The 15,725-nt window shown below is 52.0% G+C and carries 13 protein-coding genes and 1 pseudogene; 9 read left to right on the top strand and 5 right to left on the bottom strand.

Features of this window, described 5'->3' with window-relative positions; all coding sequences use genetic code 11:
- Window positions 1-175 precede the first annotated feature (175 nt).
- From FPL14_RS10000 to FPL14_RS09980, 5 genes are read left to right on the top strand one after another with little or no spacing between them, the layout of a single operon-like run.
- Complete coding sequence (locus tag FPL14_RS10000) at window positions 176-1,207, top strand: ABC transporter substrate-binding protein (RefSeq protein ID WP_182302839.1); 1,032 nt, start codon at window positions 176-178, stop codon at window positions 1,205-1,207.
- Entirely contained in the window at window positions 1,200-2,237 is a 1,038-nt protein-coding gene (locus tag FPL14_RS09995) for a FecCD family ABC transporter permease (RefSeq protein WP_182302838.1), read from the top strand. The genes FPL14_RS10000 and FPL14_RS09995 overlap by 8 nt, the downstream gene beginning before the upstream one ends.
- Window positions 2,238-2,241: 4 nt before the next feature.
- Window positions 2,242-3,027 carry a heme ABC transporter ATP-binding protein gene (locus tag FPL14_RS09990; protein ID WP_182302837.1) on the top strand — a complete coding sequence of 262 codons (786 nt, stop codon included), beginning with the start codon at window positions 2,242-2,244 and terminating at the stop codon, window positions 3,025-3,027.
- A 15-nt stretch (window positions 3,028-3,042) separates the two neighbouring features.
- Window positions 3,043-3,591: a cob(I)yrinic acid a,c-diamide adenosyltransferase gene (gene cobO, locus FPL14_RS09985; protein ID WP_182302836.1), complete on the top strand. Its 549-nt coding sequence runs from the start codon at window positions 3,043-3,045 to the stop codon at window positions 3,589-3,591.
- Window positions 3,592-3,607: 16 nt separating this feature from the next.
- Entirely contained in the window at window positions 3,608-4,423 is an 816-nt protein-coding gene (locus tag FPL14_RS09980) for a cobalamin-binding protein (protein ID WP_182302835.1), read from the top strand.
- Between the two features lie 117 nt (window positions 4,424-4,540).
- Here FPL14_RS09980 and FPL14_RS09975 read toward each other — a convergent pair whose 3' ends face one another.
- A complete protein-coding gene (locus FPL14_RS09975) occupies window positions 4,541-7,213 on the bottom strand; it encodes an S-layer homology domain-containing protein (RefSeq protein ID WP_182302834.1) in 2,673 nt (890 codons plus the stop codon).
- 287 nt (window positions 7,214-7,500) lie between these two features.
- On the opposite strand from FPL14_RS09975, the gene cls reads away from it, so the two are divergent.
- The 3 genes and pseudogenes from cls to FPL14_RS09960 all read left to right on the top strand — a co-directional run bounded on the left by cls (window position 7,501) and on the right by FPL14_RS09960 (window position 9,757).
- Window positions 7,501-8,946 carry a cardiolipin synthase gene (gene cls, locus FPL14_RS09970; RefSeq protein WP_182302833.1) on the top strand — a complete coding sequence of 482 codons (1,446 nt, stop codon included), beginning with the start codon at window positions 7,501-7,503 and terminating at the stop codon, window positions 8,944-8,946.
- Window positions 8,947-9,084: 138 nt separating this feature from the next.
- Window positions 9,085-9,261 (top strand): annotated as a pseudogene (locus FPL14_RS09965) (sugar ABC transporter permease); the annotation flags it as partial.
- Between the two features lie 151 nt (window positions 9,262-9,412).
- The gene (locus FPL14_RS09960; protein ID WP_182302832.1) at window positions 9,413-9,757 is read left to right on the top strand and encodes a potassium channel family protein; all 345 of its coding nucleotides are present in this window, start codon (window positions 9,413-9,415) and stop codon (window positions 9,755-9,757) included.
- A gap of 268 nt (window positions 9,758-10,025) precedes the next feature.
- Here FPL14_RS09960 and FPL14_RS09955 read toward each other — a convergent pair whose 3' ends face one another.
- The 4 genes from FPL14_RS09955 to FPL14_RS09945 form a co-directional block, all read right to left on the bottom strand.
- A complete protein-coding gene (locus FPL14_RS09955) occupies window positions 10,026-10,727 on the bottom strand; it encodes a metal-dependent hydrolase (protein ID WP_182302831.1) in 702 nt (233 codons plus the stop codon).
- A gap of 190 nt (window positions 10,728-10,917) precedes the next feature.
- Window positions 10,918-11,586 carry a glycoside hydrolase family 3 C-terminal domain-containing protein gene (locus FPL14_RS30290; RefSeq protein ID WP_267875433.1) on the bottom strand — a complete coding sequence of 223 codons (669 nt, stop codon included), beginning with the start codon at window positions 11,584-11,586 and terminating at the stop codon, window positions 10,918-10,920.
- Window positions 11,587-11,603: 17 nt separating this feature from the next.
- Window positions 11,604-13,088: a glycoside hydrolase family 3 N-terminal domain-containing protein gene (locus tag FPL14_RS09950; RefSeq protein WP_220471231.1), complete on the bottom strand. Its 1,485-nt coding sequence runs from the start codon at window positions 13,086-13,088 to the stop codon at window positions 11,604-11,606.
- 29 nt (window positions 13,089-13,117) lie between these two features.
- A complete protein-coding gene (locus FPL14_RS09945; RefSeq protein WP_182302830.1) occupies window positions 13,118-14,461 on the bottom strand; it encodes a glycoside hydrolase family 30 protein in 1,344 nt (447 codons plus the stop codon).
- Window positions 14,462-14,589: 128 nt separating this feature from the next.
- Here FPL14_RS09945 and FPL14_RS09940 point away from each other — a divergent pair, with 128 nt between their 5' ends.
- Window positions 14,590-15,387 (top strand): helix-turn-helix transcriptional regulator, encoded by a 798-nt coding sequence (locus tag FPL14_RS09940; RefSeq protein ID WP_182302829.1) that lies wholly within the window; start codon window positions 14,590-14,592, stop codon window positions 15,385-15,387.
- The last annotated feature ends 338 nt before the right edge of the window (window positions 15,388-15,725 follow it).

The raw sequence follows: 15,725 nt of genomic DNA, 5'->3' as shown, positions 1-15,725 counted from the left end.
AAGGAATGGCCGAATCAGGATATAGATTGTATGCCAATCATCCGATGTTACCTGATCTGCTAACCCTTGGTTTCCTGCTGGAGACCGGGGGTTTTCTCGTTGAATGGCCCTGCCGGTAAAATGATTTGATCGTTCAAGCTCTGCTCTACAAACTTGACGAGGGGAAGATTAAGCTATGAAGAAATTATGGTTAATAGCGTTAACGTTAGCACTGGCAGTCGCATTAGCGGGCTGCGGAAAGGACAATAACGATTCGGAGGCGAGCCCGAGCTCAAGCCAGAGCGCAAGTGCCAGCCCAATCGCAAGCGCTAGCCAGGCGGCATCGGAAAGCGCGCCGGCTTCCGAAGCAGCGGCTAAGAAGACGGAGTACCCGCTTACGGTTAAGGATGCGACGGGAACGGAGTTTACCTTCGATAAGGCGCCTGAGAAGATCGTCTCGACTTCCGTATCCGAGACTGAGATTCTGTTCGCGCTCGGCCTTGGCGATAAGGTGGTAGGCGTATCCGATTACGACAACTATCCGCCGGAAGCGCTCGAGAAGCAGAAGGTAGGCGGCGTATCCGAACCGAACGTGGAAGCGATCATCGCATTGGAACCCGACCTGGTCATCACGGGAATTTCCATCAAAGACACGGCGGTAGAGAAGTTCCGTTCGCTTGATCTTAAGCTCGTGAAGACGGAGCCGAAGAGTATCGAGGACGTTCTGGGCAATATTCTGCTGATCGGCCAAATTACCGACAAGCAAACGGAAGCGGAAGCTCTCGTCGCGCAGATGAGAGAGGACGTTCGCAAAGTAACGGAAGCGGCGGCAACGATTAAACCCGAAGGCAAGAAAAAAGTTTATATCGAGTTCTCCCCCGGCTGGACGGTCGGCAAAGGCGAGTTCATGGACGAGTTGATTACGCTGGCCGGCGGCGTGAACATCGCATCCGATATGCAAGGCTGGAACCCGATCAACGAAGAGAAGGTGATCGCGGACAATCCGGACGTTATCATCTATACGTTGAACATCACCGACGAGAAGAGCGGCAAGAAGCTGGAAGATCTTATCCAAGGCCGCAGCGGCTGGGATAAAATCAAAGCGATCGCGGATAAGCAATTGATCGGCATGGACGGAGATATTTTATCCAGACCCGGACCTCGCATTACGGAAGCGTTGAAACAGCTTTCGGAAGGCATCTATCCGGGATTGGTGAAGAGTGAGTAGGAAAATCTTGATCTGGGGAGGAGCAGGCTTCGCGCTCCTCCTTCTTTCCGTTGTCGTGAGCTTGTCGATGGGGACGGCGAGTTTGCCTGTTTCCCAAGTATGGAGCATATTATGGCATCAGCTGCCTTACGTCGGGGACTGGGTGACGCCGGACTGGCCGGTTTCCTCGGAGCAAATCATTCTGAAGGTGCGCTTGCCCCGCGTCCTGCTCGCTATTCTGATCGGAGCGTGCTTATCCCTTGCCGGCGCAGGATTCCAGGGCGTGCTGCGCAACCCTTTAGCCGATCCGTATACGCTCGGCGTAGCATCGGGATCCGCGGTAGGCGCGGCTCTCGTTATTTTGTTCGGCTTGCAGGTTGTCTTGCTGGGGCAATGGATGATTCCTGCCGTTGCTTTCGTCACGGGGATGCTTAGTTTGTTCATCGTGCTTCGGCTCGCGATCATTAACGGCAAGTTCCAGTTGGAAACGTTGATTCTGTCGGGCGTCGTCGTGCAGGCGTTCCTCGGATCGATGGTTTCGTTCATGGTATCCCTATCCGACAAGGTCATCAACGAAATCATCTTCTGGTTGATGGGGAGCCTATCGTTGCGAGGGTGGTCCTTTACCTTAATGCTCGTACCGTATTTCCTAATCGGCCTTGCGGTTCTGTTGTCCTACGGACGAACGCTGAATTTATTCGCTCTCGGCGAGCGTCAAGCCGAGCATCTAGGCGTTAACGTCGTAAGAACGCGCATGATCGTCTTGTGCGTATCTACGTTAATTACCGCGGCAGCCGTTTCCGTAGCCGGCACGATAGGTTTCGTCGGATTAGTCGTACCTCATTTGGTGCGGTTAATGGTCGGACCGGATTATCGGATTTTGCTTCCCGTCACCGCTATTTTCGGCGGAATCTATCTGCTGTGGGCGGATACGCTGGCCCGAATGCTGCTTAGCCCGACGGAAATTCCGTTAGGCGTGGTCACGGCTTTCCTCGGAGCGCCGTTCTTCGCGTATCTGCTTCGCAAAAACAAGAAAAGGCTGGGGGCGTAGAGGCATGCTGCAAGTCCAACATCTCTCCAAATCCTATAATGAGGCTAATGTCCTGAAGGAGATCGAGTTTGCCGTCGGCGAAGGGGAGTTCTTCGGCATTCTAGGTCCCAACGGCAGCGGCAAATCGACGTTGCTCAAGCTCTTATCCGGCGTCGAGAAAATGAGCTCGGGTCGCATTCGGATCGACGGCAGCCCGATAGAGCAATACTCGCGCAAGCAATTGTCCCGGTTTATGGCGGTGCTGCAGCAGGAGTCGCTTCCTCCGGTCAATTTCACGGTGAGAGAAATCGTCGAGATGGGACGATATCCGTATCAGAATTGGCTCGGAGAAGAGAAGGACGATCAATCGAACATCGTGGATTCCATACTGGAGAAGCTTCGGCTAGTCGATATGCAGGATAGATCGTTGCAAAATCTGAGCGGAGGCGAGCGTCAACGGGTCGCGCTCGGCAAAGTCATGGCCCAACAGCCGAGTCTGCTTCTTTTGGATGAACCGACGACTTATTTGGACATCGGATACCAGGTTCAGATGATGGATTTAGTGAAGGCTTGGCAACGGGAAGAGAAGCTGACGGTCGTCGCCGTGCTTCACGATCTGAATCTCGCTTCGATCTATTGCGATCGGATGCTGATGATCAACCAGGGCGAAGCGGTCTGTATCGGGACTCCGGAGGAGATTATGCGCAGCGAGTTGATCGAACTCGTATACGGGACTACGCCTATCGTAGTCGAGCATCCGGTACATAAGCTGCCGCAAATTATGCTACAAGGCGGGGCGTTTCTAGAATAAAGGAGCTGATCGAAGATGGAAAAGCCGAGCAAAGAGCGCGGACTGACGTTAGTGTATACGGGCGACGGCAAAGGAAAGACGACTGCGGCCATGGGACTGGCGGTTCGCGGCGCGGGCCGGGGCTTCAAGGTGCTCGTTCTACAGTTCATTAAATCTCCTCAACGCACATACGGAGAGAAGCTCGTGTTCGACAAGCTGGGAATCGAAATTCATCAGCTCGGTATCGGTTTTACTTGGCTGAAGACGCCGGCAGAGCACCGGGAGGCGCTTAGCAAAGCTTGGGCTTATGCGAAGGAACGCATCTCTAAGGGAGAGCATCAGCTGGTCATTCTAGACGAGATCAATAACGCTCTGGCGATCAATACGTTCCCGGTCAACGACGTTCTGCCGCTGGAAGAGGTGTTGGAGGTTATTCGCAACCGTCCGCAAGGCATGCATCTCGTGTTGACGGGCCGCAACGCGCAGCCGGAAGTCGTGGAATTGGCGGATCTGGTTACGGAAATGAAGCCGGTTAAGCATTATTACGAGGAAGGCATATCGGCCGTCATGGGAATCGAGATGTGAGAGGGGAACGGCGACTATGAGGATCGTCTCGCTCTGTCCGAGCAATACGGAATTGTTGGCTTTTATGGGGTTAACTTCCTCAATCGTAGGAGTAGACAATTATTCCGACTGGCCGGCCGAGATTGCCGGGTTGCCTAGACTGGGCTCGGATATGGACATCGATATCGATGCCGTCGAAGCGCTCGAACCCGATCTGGTTGTCGCATCGCTTACCGTACCGGGGATGGAGAAGAATATCGAGGGCTTGAAGGCGAGGAATCTGCCTTATCTCATCCTGAACCCGAAAAGCTTGGAAGATATCGGCCGCAACATGCTGACTGTCGGAGAAGCCGCGAATACGGTTGAACAAGCGCAGACCGCCAAGCGAAAGTACGAGCAAATGCTGGAGCATTACGCGGAGTTGAGCCGACGAGTCGAGAATAGGCCGGCCCTTTACTGGGAATGGTGGCCGAAGCCGGTCTATTCGCCGGGAGGAGGGAATTGGCTGACGGAGATCAGCGAGCTTGCCGGAGCGAGGAACGTATTCGCGGACGATGCCCGGGCTAGCGTGAAGACGGATTTGGACGATGTGCTGGGCCGAGCTCCCGACTATATTTTATTAGCGTGGGTGGGCGTTAAAGCGCAGCAGGTGAAGCCGGAGACGGTGAAGCAACGTCCGAATTGGCCGGAACTCGCGGCAGTCCGAGATAATCGAATCCATATCATGGAAGAGGCTCTCTATTGCAGGCCGTCCCCGCGCCTCGTCGTCGGTTTGCGGAAGCTTGCGGCATTCCTGCACCCGGACGTCTATCCGGCTTACGATTCTGTCTCGTGCGAATCGGGGTTCGGCTGACCGGAGAGAATTTTCTCGCGGGAACTCCTTTCATGACGACAATGATGCCGGTTTGTACCCCTATTAAATAACTCGCCCTTCACCTGGCAAGAAAAGCCAAGTAAAGGGCGATTGCTGTTAAGGTTGCGAAGGAACCCAGTTTCCGGTAGGAGTATATCCATCGGCGACGTGAGCTTGATCGAATGTCAGGGTTGTAATAAACTGGCCGAGAAGCTGAAGGTTCTCATCGTAAATGCCAACATATACGAACATATCATTGATCGATTTGTCTTCATCCGGGGAGTCGGATCGATGATAATATGCGCCATAAATTTGTTGTTTGGCATTCGGGTTGCCGAAGCTGAACGAATAAGCTTGGGACATAGAGTAGCCGTGATAGCCGTTGGGTTGAATGCCGATTTTATATTCTTCCTTCGATAGTCCTACCGGCAACGCGTTTACGGTTCCTATCATGTCTTGGGCGCCGATATTATAATATTTCGCGCCGGGAACGAGTGCTTGAAGCTTTGCCGAATCAACGAATGTTTTGTATCCGAAACTTAGAGGCGTTGTCAGGCTAGGCTCATTCCGAAGAGCGTCGATGAGCTCTTGCGTAGTAAGAGGAATAGCTTCTAAGCCGATGTCGCCTGTTAATACAGGAACGATACTGAGATCGTAGCGATATTCTCCTTGAGCTAGAATCGTACCGTTTCTCATAATTTTGACATCCCATGTTCCAGTCGTGCCGGTAATCGAATCATCGGGAATTCTGCAGCTATAGTAGGTACAGGTTAGGAACGGAACCGTTTCGCCTGGACTGAAAAGAAGCAGGGTATCCGTATCGATAAGCTTCTCTCCGTTGACCGAACCTTTCTGGATGTGATAAGAATTCTGCGCGATCCATTGCCCATTCTCGAAAGTCGACCACGTAGTGCTTCCTATTTTCAATCCTTCTTGAATGGTTCTAGGATACTGGAAGAAGATTTGATAGGATTTGGTAGCTATTCCGTCGCCGCTTTTCACGTTGATGACCACTCGGCTGTCTTGCATCGGTTTCACTGCCAATTGAAGGGAAGAGTTCGCGTCCGTCAATGAGCCGGATTCCAAATGGTTCGACAAGTTGCCCCAGATCGTATAAGAGGCTGTTGAATAGGTGGACTTCGTAACGGATAGGGCAGCTGTTACAGGCTCCATCGTCCGAGCGGTAACGACGCTATATGCGAATGCGTCCGGGTTGAAGCCGGTAGATCCCGTCGCGGCAAAATTCGAATCCAATTGATTCAACGTAAATCCGGAGACAGTCAGATTCGATAATTTGGCATTCCGGCAAACATCGGGAGCTTCCGTACACGATGGCGTGCTGCCGCCTCCAGTATTGCCGCCTCCAGTATTGCCACCGCCAGTGTTACCGCCACCAGTGTTACCGCCACCAGTGTTACCGCCACCAGTACTACCGTTGCCAGTATTACCGCCGGTACCAGCGTTCGGAGCAGTAATGCTGCCTGAGGCTTCTCCTCCTACGTTTGCGGGACGTTTCTCGAAAGAGGAACCCGTAGCGCCGCTGTTGACGGTCGCGTTGGCTACAGTTCCTTGGCCCAGCAATTTGGCAACCGCGTTTAATACGAGATCCGAGATCGTAGCGCTTGCGCTTACGTCTATTGTCGTATTCCCGGCTCCTTCGCCGATGTTGAGCGTTTTCACGGATCCGCTAGGTATGCTGATTTTAATATCGGAGGACAAAACCGAAACGTTCTCGAATTGTCCGATTAGTTGTACGTTGGAGCCGGAGGGTAGATTGTCCGCGATTTCGACGTTCTTAAACCCGCTGTCCGATGTGCTTGATTCTTCAAGCTTTACCGGCGAGTGAACGACAACGTGTTGAACGGTAGTGTCGCCAATAACGAGCACTCGCACTGTGCCATCGCGCTTATCTATTGAAATTCTTACCAATACGGAATCTTCGAAATGGACGGAGTTCGGACCTCCGCCGCTAATTGTAGTCGTACCTTTTACCGTTACGTTTTTGAAAAAGGCATCGCCCTCTCCTACGGCTTCAGATATTTTCAGATCGCCCTCGATAACGGTATTTTGCAGAGTAATGCCCCCGGCGGAGACAATGACGTCGCCTGAAATAGTCGTTAGGCCCGTGGTCGGGCCATAAGTGCCGACCTTATCGTATACGGTTGCCGGTGGAGCGTAATCTCTCGCTTTGTCCAGAAGGGACACTGCTTCTGCCCGTGACAGCTCGCGTTGCGGTTCGAAGTTCCCTTTGGAATTGCCGGTAAGAATGCCTTCCTTCACAAGAGCGGCGACCGCTTTTTTGCTCCAAGAGGAGAGCGTGGCAGCGTCTTTAATCGGCTTCAGGCCTTCAAGGTCGGCGGAATTCAACTTGAGAAGCGCTGCAAGCATGCTTGCGGCTTCCTCGCGCGAAACCGGGCGATTCGGGCGAATCGTTTGGTCCGCGTAACCCTTGACGTATCCCGCTTTCGATGCAATGGCCGCTTGGCCGTAAGCCCAATGGGAGGTTTCAAGGTCCGAGAACTTAATATCGGTTGATTCGGTAAGCTTGAAGGAGCGGTTGATCAACGTCATGAATTCCGCTCTTGTTATCGGTTGATTGGGATTATACCGATTGTTATAGCCTTTCAGAGTACCTTCCGCGACCCATTTGCGTAAGGCGGTTTCCGCCCAGTGGCCTTTAAGATCGTCCGATGAGCTTGGAGCCGCCCATGCTGTCGAAGCTAAGCTTAACATCATTGCTAGTAAAACGATTAAGCTTATCGCTTTCTTTGCCGTGTTGAAACGCGACATCGTTTTTGTCCCTCCGCTTTTTAATATGTTTCTGCATTCCTGATCATCCCGGAAAAGGGCCGTTAAAGGACGATTTAGGGAAAATATACTATTTTAGTATAGATAAATACGATCATTCTACAAGTTAAAAAATGGGTATTTAGTCATAGTCGGACGCTGCGATGTCAAAATCGATAACCCAAGCCGTCATCCGAAAATCCGATTCATTATCTTCGATGATATATTTCAACCTTTTCCAATGGGATATAATAGTCGCATCATCTTTGACAACGCGGGAGGTTAGCGAATTGAACATGGCATCCTATTTCCTTGGTTTAGTCTTCTTATTGAATATGATTCTTGCATCCGCCATCGTTTTTCGAGAGAGAAGGGACATAGGCTCCACCTGGGCTTGGCTGCTCGTTCTCTATTTCATCCCCGTTCTGGGATTTATCATGTATTTGCTCTTCGCGCAAAATTACCGGCGCATTCGTCTCTTCGAATGGAAGGACATCGAACAGATCGGAATGAAAGAGGCGGCACGGGATCAATTGTCCTGGATGAAATCGGGCGAAGCCCGATTCCGCAACCCGGTAGCGAAGCTGAACATGGATCTTATTCGGTTGCATTTAAGCACGAACCGGGCCGTTCTTACCGAAGATAACGAAGTGGAATTATTGACGGACGGCGAAGAGAAATTTATTCGGCTCTTCCGGGATATCGAGTCCGCGAGAGACCATATTCATATTCAGTACTACATCATTCAGAATGATAAACTGGGAACTAAGCTCATTCACGCGTTAACGGAGAAAGCGCGAGAGGGGGTTAGCATTCGATTATTATACGACGAATTAGGCTCGAGGAAAGTGAACAAACGATTTTTCAAATCGTTTCGCGAAGCGGGCGGAGTAGCGGAGGCGTTCTTCCCATCGAAGTTTCGGCTCATTAACTTCCGGCTAAACTACCGGAATCATCGTAAGCTGGTCATCATTGACGGGAGTATCGGATATACCGGCGGATTTAACGTAGGCGACGAATACCTTGGGCTAGATCCGAAGTTCGGCTATTGGCGAGATACGCATCTCCGGGTTCAAGGCAGCGCCGTCCATTCGATGCAGACCCGCTTTATCCTGGATTGGAATCAGGCATCGCGTCGGGACATTCGTTACGAGCCTCGGTTTTTCCCGAGTCCGGCCACGGAAGGAACCGTAGGGATGCAGATCGTTGCCAGCGGACCTGAATCCAAATTCGAGCATATTAAAAACGGTTATGTGAAAATGGTCGCTTCCGCAAAGAAATCCATTTATATTCAAACCCCTTATTTTATCCCGGATGCCAGTTTACTGGATTCTTTAAGAATCGCAGCGTTATCGGGCGTAGAAGTGAACATTTTGATTCCGAACAAGCCGGATCATCCGTTCGTCTATTGGGCGACGCTCTCCTTTATTGGGGAATTGCTCAAGGCCGAAGTTTCCATGTACCTCTACAACAAAGGCTTTGTTCATGCCAAAACGATTGTCGTAGACGAGGAGATTGCCTTCGTTGGTACCGCGAATATGGATGTGAGAAGCTTTAAGCTGAATTTTGAAGTGGGAGCTTTCCTTTACGACACCGGGATTTCGCGGCAATTGACCGCAGCGTTCAAGAAAGATATCGAAGTGTCCACCTTGCTCACGATGGAGCAATACAAACAACGCTCCAGATGGATTCGTTTCAAGGAATCGGTGTCCAGGTTGGTATCTCCCATCTTGTAGGGGGGCAACGGCAATATTGCCCTAAGCAGAAAGTAAAATTAATAGCGTAGGAGATCAAAATACCGTCAAAGGCTGGCGGTATTTTTCTTTTATAATGTAAACAAGTTTACGATTACGAACCGATTAGAGGTGTACCCTATGAAGAACTCGGCTGCGACGCCCGCAATCGACGCAAAACCTGCCCTCGGCAAACGGCTGAGCTTGAGGAACAGCGAGACGCTGGCGGGGGTGCTGTTCGTTAGCCCGATGTTGATCGGCGTTACGGTCCTTGTGCTGCTGCCGATACTGGCAACGTTCACGCTCAGCTTCGCGGATTAGAGCGTGATATCGATACGGAACGTATGATGCGGCTATCTGATATGTTGTTCTAAGTAGGGGCTGGGTTCCGCCGCGTATAAATCCGTATAAGCGAGGGAACTTTGAACTAAGGTAGATAGGATGCCTTAGGAAAGGATATCTCTCTAGCATGGTTTCGTTTCTCATTACTCTCATACGCTTGTTGAAAGGCATAAGAAGATCTTTCAAAGACAAGAACTTTCAAGTCTTGTTTATTCTTATCCTCCTCATGCTGGTGTCCGGCACGTTGTTTTATACGGGCGAGGAGGGGCTGGGCGTCGTCGATGCGCTATACTTTTGTATTACGACGCTGAGCACTGTAGGGCATCCTGACTTCGAACCGCAAACGACGCTGGGCAAAATATTCACGATGATCTACATCGTGGTCGGTACCGGGTTGTTCTTGGGTTTGATGTTCTACGTCGCCCGCGCCATCCTGAACCGCAAAGAGGACGACAATGGAGCGAAAAAATAATGGAATCGACCATCAATGCCCGAATTCTCGGGCGTTGGCGGTTTTTTCGTGAAGGGATGTAGTCTTGTTTACATTTATTATTGCATACGAGGCAGAGTAGTCTGATGATTTTATCGGATTAACTGTAGAAATCCGGTTATTTCAAGAGCGGATAAGCGGCTCTCTCTTAGGTATGGCGAAATGGTTCAGTTCTAAAGCAGGAAGAAGGTTTAGTCCGACAGGCGAATTCGCTTATCGGAACTAAGCCTCTTTAGCGCAGCGAAGTTATTTACTTCCCCTTCGTAAAATCGAACTTCTCGCCCGGAGCGAGAACGCGCCCTTGTTGGCCTTGGGCTTCCAATCGCTGCACGAAATCGTGGGCGTCCTGGCGAATTAACGAGAACGAGTTGTAATGGATCGGAATGACCATTTTCGCGCCGAACCATTCCGCTGCTTGCAGAGCGTCGTCCGGTCCCATCGTGTAATGGTCGCCGATCGGCAAGAAAGCGATATCGATCGAATGGCGGTCGCCGATCATTTTCATATCCGAGAACAGCGCGGTATCTCCGGCATGCAGCAGCGTCAAGCCTTCGGCTTGAATGATAAATCCGCCGGGCATGCCGCCGTATATAATCTGGCCTTCTTCCAGAAAGATGCCGGAGCTATGGAACGCTTGGATCATCTTCGCTTGGGCGAATCCCAGATCGACCGTTCCGCCCAGGTTCATGTCGATCGTCTTGAGGTTTTTGCGGGAGGACATATACATCGCGAGCTCGAAGGTGGCAACGACCGTGGCATCGTTCGCTCGCGCGATCGGCTCCGCGTCGAGGATATGATCGGTATGCGCGTGGGTAAGCAGGATGTATTCCGCTTGGATGTCTTCGGGTTTCGTCACCGCTATCGGATTGCCTCTCAAGAACGGATCGATGACCAGCGACTTGCCATTCGTGACGAGCTGAACGCATGAGTGACCGTGGTAAATGATTTGCATGATTGAATCCTCCTTTTTCCCCAACTATACCCTATTTCATGGTTCGGTTATTCTCCCGCAGGATATTATTTTTCATAAGCCATAAAATATTTACTATAATCTCTCATTTGTATTTATATGGGAAAAAATGAATAAAAGCGGTTGATTCTCGCTGAGGATGTCTATCGTACGTTTAATGTTTTTGGCCGGATCAAGCTTCGACCGTCAGTCGAACGGATTCGCCCGCGGAGGAGTTCGCGCCGATCCAGAGCGTGAAGTGTCCGGGTTCGACGGTGAGGTTCATGCCGGCGTCGATAATCGCGAGCGCCGATTGCGTGACGGTGAACGGAACGGTAGCCGTCTCGCCCGGCGCGAGCTTAAGCTTGCGGAAGCCGACCAATTTCTTAAGAGGTTGCGTGACGCTAGCGGCCTCGTCCCGGATATAGCATTGGACGACTTCTTCGCCCTCGATCGTTCCGGTATTAGTAACCTCGATAGAGAGTTCGAATGATTCTCCCTTGCCGATACGTTGCTTGGCGTATTGGATCGCCCCGTAACGGAAAGAAGTATAGCCGAGACCGTAACCGAACGGATACAAAGGCTCGGTAGAGGAATCAATGTAATAAGACGTATAGGCGCCTCCGGGCGGACGCCCCGTATTCTTGCGGTAATAATAGATCGGAACCTGACCGACGTTCAACGGGAACGTGGCGGTGAGACGTCCGCTCGGATTGTAATCGCCGAAGAGGACGTCGGCGATGGCATGGCCGCTTTGCACGCCGAGATGCCAAGCTTGAACGATGGAGTCGGAATAATCCTGAAGCCATGGGATAGCAAGGGGCCGACCGGTAATCAATACCGTAACGACCGGTTTGCCCAGAGCGGCAACGGCCTCCGCTAGCCTTCTTTGGCCGCCGGGCAGATCCAGACTCGTACGACAGCGGCTTCGCCGCTCATCAAGTACGTTTCGCCGAGCGCCAGGACGACGACGTCCGCTTGGCTCGCGATTTCCAGTGCTTCGGCTAATCCGGCGTCGGAGTCGGATTCTACGTCGCATCCTCGCGCATAATGTATCTTCCTATGAGATTCTACCGACAGTCGTATGCCTTCGAGCAACGAAACGACGTCGTCCGGCCTTCCGTCGAATGACCAACAGCCAAGCGGATCTTGCACGCTGTCGGCGAGAGGACCGATGACGGCAATCGACGAGGCCATCTTGCTCAGAGGAAGCGTCTCCCGTTCATTGCGAAGCAATACGATCGATTCGCGAGCGGATTGCCGCGCCAAGGTAAGATGATCCGCCGGCAAGGAGCGATCGGTCGCATATTCGCTTACCGTAACGAACGGTTTCTCGAACAAGCCAAGCTTCAGCTTGACGGCCAAGATGCGAAGGACCGCTTCGTCTACTAGCCGTTCGTCTACTTTGCCCTCGCGGACAAGCTTCGGCAAATAACGAACGTAGATGCCGGAGGACATATCCATGTCCAGCCCGGCGTTGATGCTAAGCAAGCAGGCTTCTTCTTCATCGGCGGCAACGCCATGCGTAATGAGCTCCCGGACGGCGTTGTAATCGCTGACGACGATGCCCTCGAAGCCCCATTCCTCGCGCAGGATCGTCGTCAACAAGTATCGGTTGGCGCAGGCGGGGATGCCGTTAATTTCGTTAAAGGAGGCCATGATGCTGAGCGCCCCGGATTCGACCGCTTCACGGAAAGGCGGCAATATGACTTCCCGAAGCACGCGGTCCGATAGGTCCACCGTGTTGTAATCTCTTCCGGCTTCCGCCAATCCGTATGCCGCGAAATGCTTCGGACAGCTGGCCGTCGCCAGGCCCGGGCCATCGTCCGTCTGCGCGCCTTCCACCCATGCTTTCGCATAGGCGGAAGCCAGATAAGGATCTTCGCCGATGCTCTCGGCGATTCTACCCCAACGAGGATCGCGGGCTACGTCGATCATCGGGGCGAACACCCAAGCGACGCCGTCCGCTTGCGCTTCTCTAGACGAGGCTGCGGCGGTTCTGCCCGCAAGTTCCGGATTCCAAGCGGAGGCTTGGGCAAGAGGAATCGGGAATATCGTACGGTATCCGTGAATGACGTCGCGCCCGATCAGCAACGGAATTCCGTTCGCTGTTTTATCCAGGATTAGCTGCTGCAAGGAATTCGCTTCCGCGGCGCCGGACAAGTTAAACACCGATCCGACCTTGCCCTCTGCGATCTGTTTCGAAATGTGGTCGCGTTGCGACAATCCGGTATCGGGATTAATCGGGTTAGAGCCCCAATCGTATTGCGTCATTTGCCCTGCTTTTTCCTCGAGCGTCATTCGGGCAAGCAGCTTCTCGGCTTTGGCGCGAATTTCTGTAGTCGTCCACTTATACTGTGCCATTTGCTGTATGTGTTCTCCTTCTATTGGCATTAGAATAACAGAGTTTGAATCGAGTGCGCCGGACTAACCGATTCGGCGAGCTCGTCTCGGTTCCGAAGGATATAAGGAACGTCCTCGTCCGTACGGTTCAGCACGACGACGGCGATCGATCCGTCTACGTTCTTGAACGCGATCGTCTCAAGCTTATCGGTATATTTAGTGCTGGCTACCCGCACGGCTCCCGGACGGATATACTTGCTGAAATGTCCGATGTAATAATAAGAGCTTTGGAAAGTCAGGGAATCCGATTTCGTATCGGCGATAATCGGCGCGTCGCAATAGTTGCCGACATGGTTCGGTCCGCCTTGCTCGTCCAGAACGATGTTCCAATCCGTCCATGCGGACATCCAGTTGTTCAAGTTGCCGATGATATCGTGCGCGTAGCGTTCGCCGCTCTTCCACGACCCGATCTGTACGCCGCCTTCGTGGCAGCCTTCCGTGAAAACCAAGCCTTTGTTCGGGAAGCGGTCGTGAACGGCGGATAGCGCCTCGAAGTGATCTCCGGAATACCAATGGAAGCCGATGCCCCAGACGTATTTCGACGCTTCGGCATCCTCGAACGCGACTTTCGCGCGGTCGTATACCCGTTCCTTGTTATGATCCCAGACCATGAGACGGACGCGGGCAAGGTCCGCGGCTTCAAGCGCCGGTCCCAAGTGATCGCGGACGAAATCGCGCTCTTCTTCAGCGGTGTAGATGCAAGAATCCCAACGTTGCACGGCCTTGGCTTCGTTCTGAACCGTTAACCCCCAGATCGGCAAGCCTTCCGCTTCGTAGGCTTCGATGAATTTGACGTAATAACGCGCCCAAGCTTCGCGATATTCCGGTTTAAGCTTGCCGCCGTTGTTCATTTCCCCGTTCGTCTTCATCCAAGCCGGCGGGCTCCATGGCGAGGCGTATAAGAGGAAGTCGTCTCCGGCTGTCGATGCCGCTTGTTGGATATAAGGAATGAGCGTTAGCTTATCCCGGCTAATATCGAAGCTCTCAAGAGTGGGGTCTTCTTTCTCGACGTACGAGTAGTTGCCAAGAGAGAAGTCGCAGCTATTGATGTGCGTACGGCATAGCGTATATCCGATACCTTCCTCCGCGTCGAAATAAGCTTTAATGATCTCGTCCCGGTTGGCTTTTCCAAGCTTGGCGGCGGTCACCGCGGAGGCTTCCGTAATCGCGCCCCCGAAACCGATGATTTCTTGGTAGGCGAGATCGTCGTAGACGTTAATCAACTGATTTTCCGCGCCGTTCTCGTCGGCATGGAACGATAGCGAGGGCTTTTCCGTCAATCTGTCCTGCGATTTCTGTTCGGTCTGAATCAATCTGATTTTTCGTTGGTTCATGATAGTTAGCCTCCATAATCATTTATATGATTTATTATAGGAGGAAAGACCGCAATAGATGTAGAATCAAAATGACTGAAAACCTATACGATCTGGTCATCGTGAGCGACTGAACAGAGGTGAGCGATTTGTCTTCGTGTGAGATAAACGTACAATTGTGCGGACATTCCAGACATAAGGACCCCTTCTGGCATAATTACAGCAATGGTCTTGATACCTATATTATCCGATTGCAGCTGGAAGGGATTAGCGAGGCGCTGATTAACGGTCAATATACGGATATTTTGCCTGGGGATCTACTGCTGTTTAAGCCTGGAGATATTTACGAGCTAAAAATCGGAAGACCGGGGGAGCCGATGAAGCCCAACGGGGATTATTTCGTCATGTGCACGGGCAAGGGAATGGATGAGTGGTGGGAGGATAAAATAAGGCCGACTCGCAAAAAAATCGTGGAGGATGAGAGGATCAAAGGAATTTGGCAGCAATTGATCTCCGAGAAACGGCGTCTGGACGGCGGGCATTCGGAGCTGATCGCGCTTCTTGTTCGTGCTTTGCTCCTGCTGCTCGACCGCGCTCTCGAAGAAGCGCCTCCCGCCCAGTCGGTATCGGCGTTCCATGCTTTGAAGATGAGGAATTACATCGAGGAGAACGCAGCTAAAGCTCTGAGGCTTCAAGATATTGCGGGGCATGCGGGTCTCAGCGTATCCCGGGCCGTCCACCTGTTCAAGGAACATTTCGGAGTGTCCGCCATGCAATACGCCCAGCAGCTCAGACTCACGCATGCGCTGGAACTGCTTGATCACAGCTTGATGTCCCTTGAGCAGATCGCCATGGAGACGGGGCTGAGCAGCTATACTTATTTTCATAGGGTGTTCCGCGAAGCCTACGGCATATCTCCCGGGCAGTATAGGAAGAAACAAACTTAATGGAGCCGATCGGTTAAACCCGATTATGTTCGCGGAACAGATAGAGATTCCAGGGGCTGGCGATAGAATCAACGTTTGACAGGAATAATATTCTTGAACATAATGAATTTAACAGCATCGAGGAAGCGTCTCGCAGAGCTAAACACAATAGTGTTGCTTTGTCGGGGTGCTTCTTTGCATTCGGTCGGATGCAGGCCGATAAAACGAAAATAAGGTTAAACGAATCGAAGAGCTATCGAATTAGGATTTATTAGGAGGGGAATTGACCGGAATAACGGGCGAAATCGTTACTACTTGCGTCTCTAAGGCGCGTCTTGGAGCGAGTTTAGTCGGCAAAA

Source organism: Cohnella cholangitidis (genome assembly GCF_014107495.1).
Lineage (GTDB): Bacteria > Bacillota > Bacilli > Paenibacillales > Paenibacillaceae > Cohnella > Cohnella cholangitidis.
The sequence above is the reverse complement of the archived record's forward strand: the minus strand, read 5'-3'. Positions and strand labels throughout refer to the sequence as shown.

What these genes read in the sequence shown, in the direction of transcription:
- FPL14_RS10000 (WP_182302839.1), top strand. Translation starts at nt 176, where the DNA reads ATGAAGAAATTATGGTTAATAGCGTTAACGTTAGCACTGGCAGTCGCA.
- FPL14_RS09990 (WP_182302837.1), top strand. Translation starts at nt 2,242, where the DNA reads ATGCTGCAAGTCCAACATCTCTCCAAATCCTATAATGAGGCTAATGTC.
- cobO (WP_182302836.1), top strand. Translation starts at nt 3,043, where the DNA reads ATGGAAAAGCCGAGCAAAGAGCGCGGACTGACGTTAGTGTATACGGGC.
- FPL14_RS09980 (WP_182302835.1), top strand. Translation starts at nt 3,608, where the DNA reads ATGAGGATCGTCTCGCTCTGTCCGAGCAATACGGAATTGTTGGCTTTT.
- FPL14_RS09975 (WP_182302834.1), bottom strand. Translation starts at nt 7,213, where the DNA reads ATGTCGCGTTTCAACACGGCAAAGAAAGCGATAAGCTTAATCGTTTTA.
- FPL14_RS09960 (WP_182302832.1), top strand. Translation starts at nt 9,413, where the DNA reads ATGGTTTCGTTTCTCATTACTCTCATACGCTTGTTGAAAGGCATAAGA.
- FPL14_RS09955 (WP_182302831.1), bottom strand. Translation starts at nt 10,727, where the DNA reads ATGCAAATCATTTACCACGGTCACTCATGCGTTCAGCTCGTCACGAAT.
- FPL14_RS09950 (WP_220471231.1), bottom strand. Translation starts at nt 13,088, where the DNA reads ATGGCACAGTATAAGTGGACGACTACAGAAATTCGCGCCAAAGCCGAG.
- FPL14_RS09945 (WP_182302830.1), bottom strand. Translation starts at nt 14,461, where the DNA reads ATGAACCAACGAAAAATCAGATTGATTCAGACCGAACAGAAATCGCAG.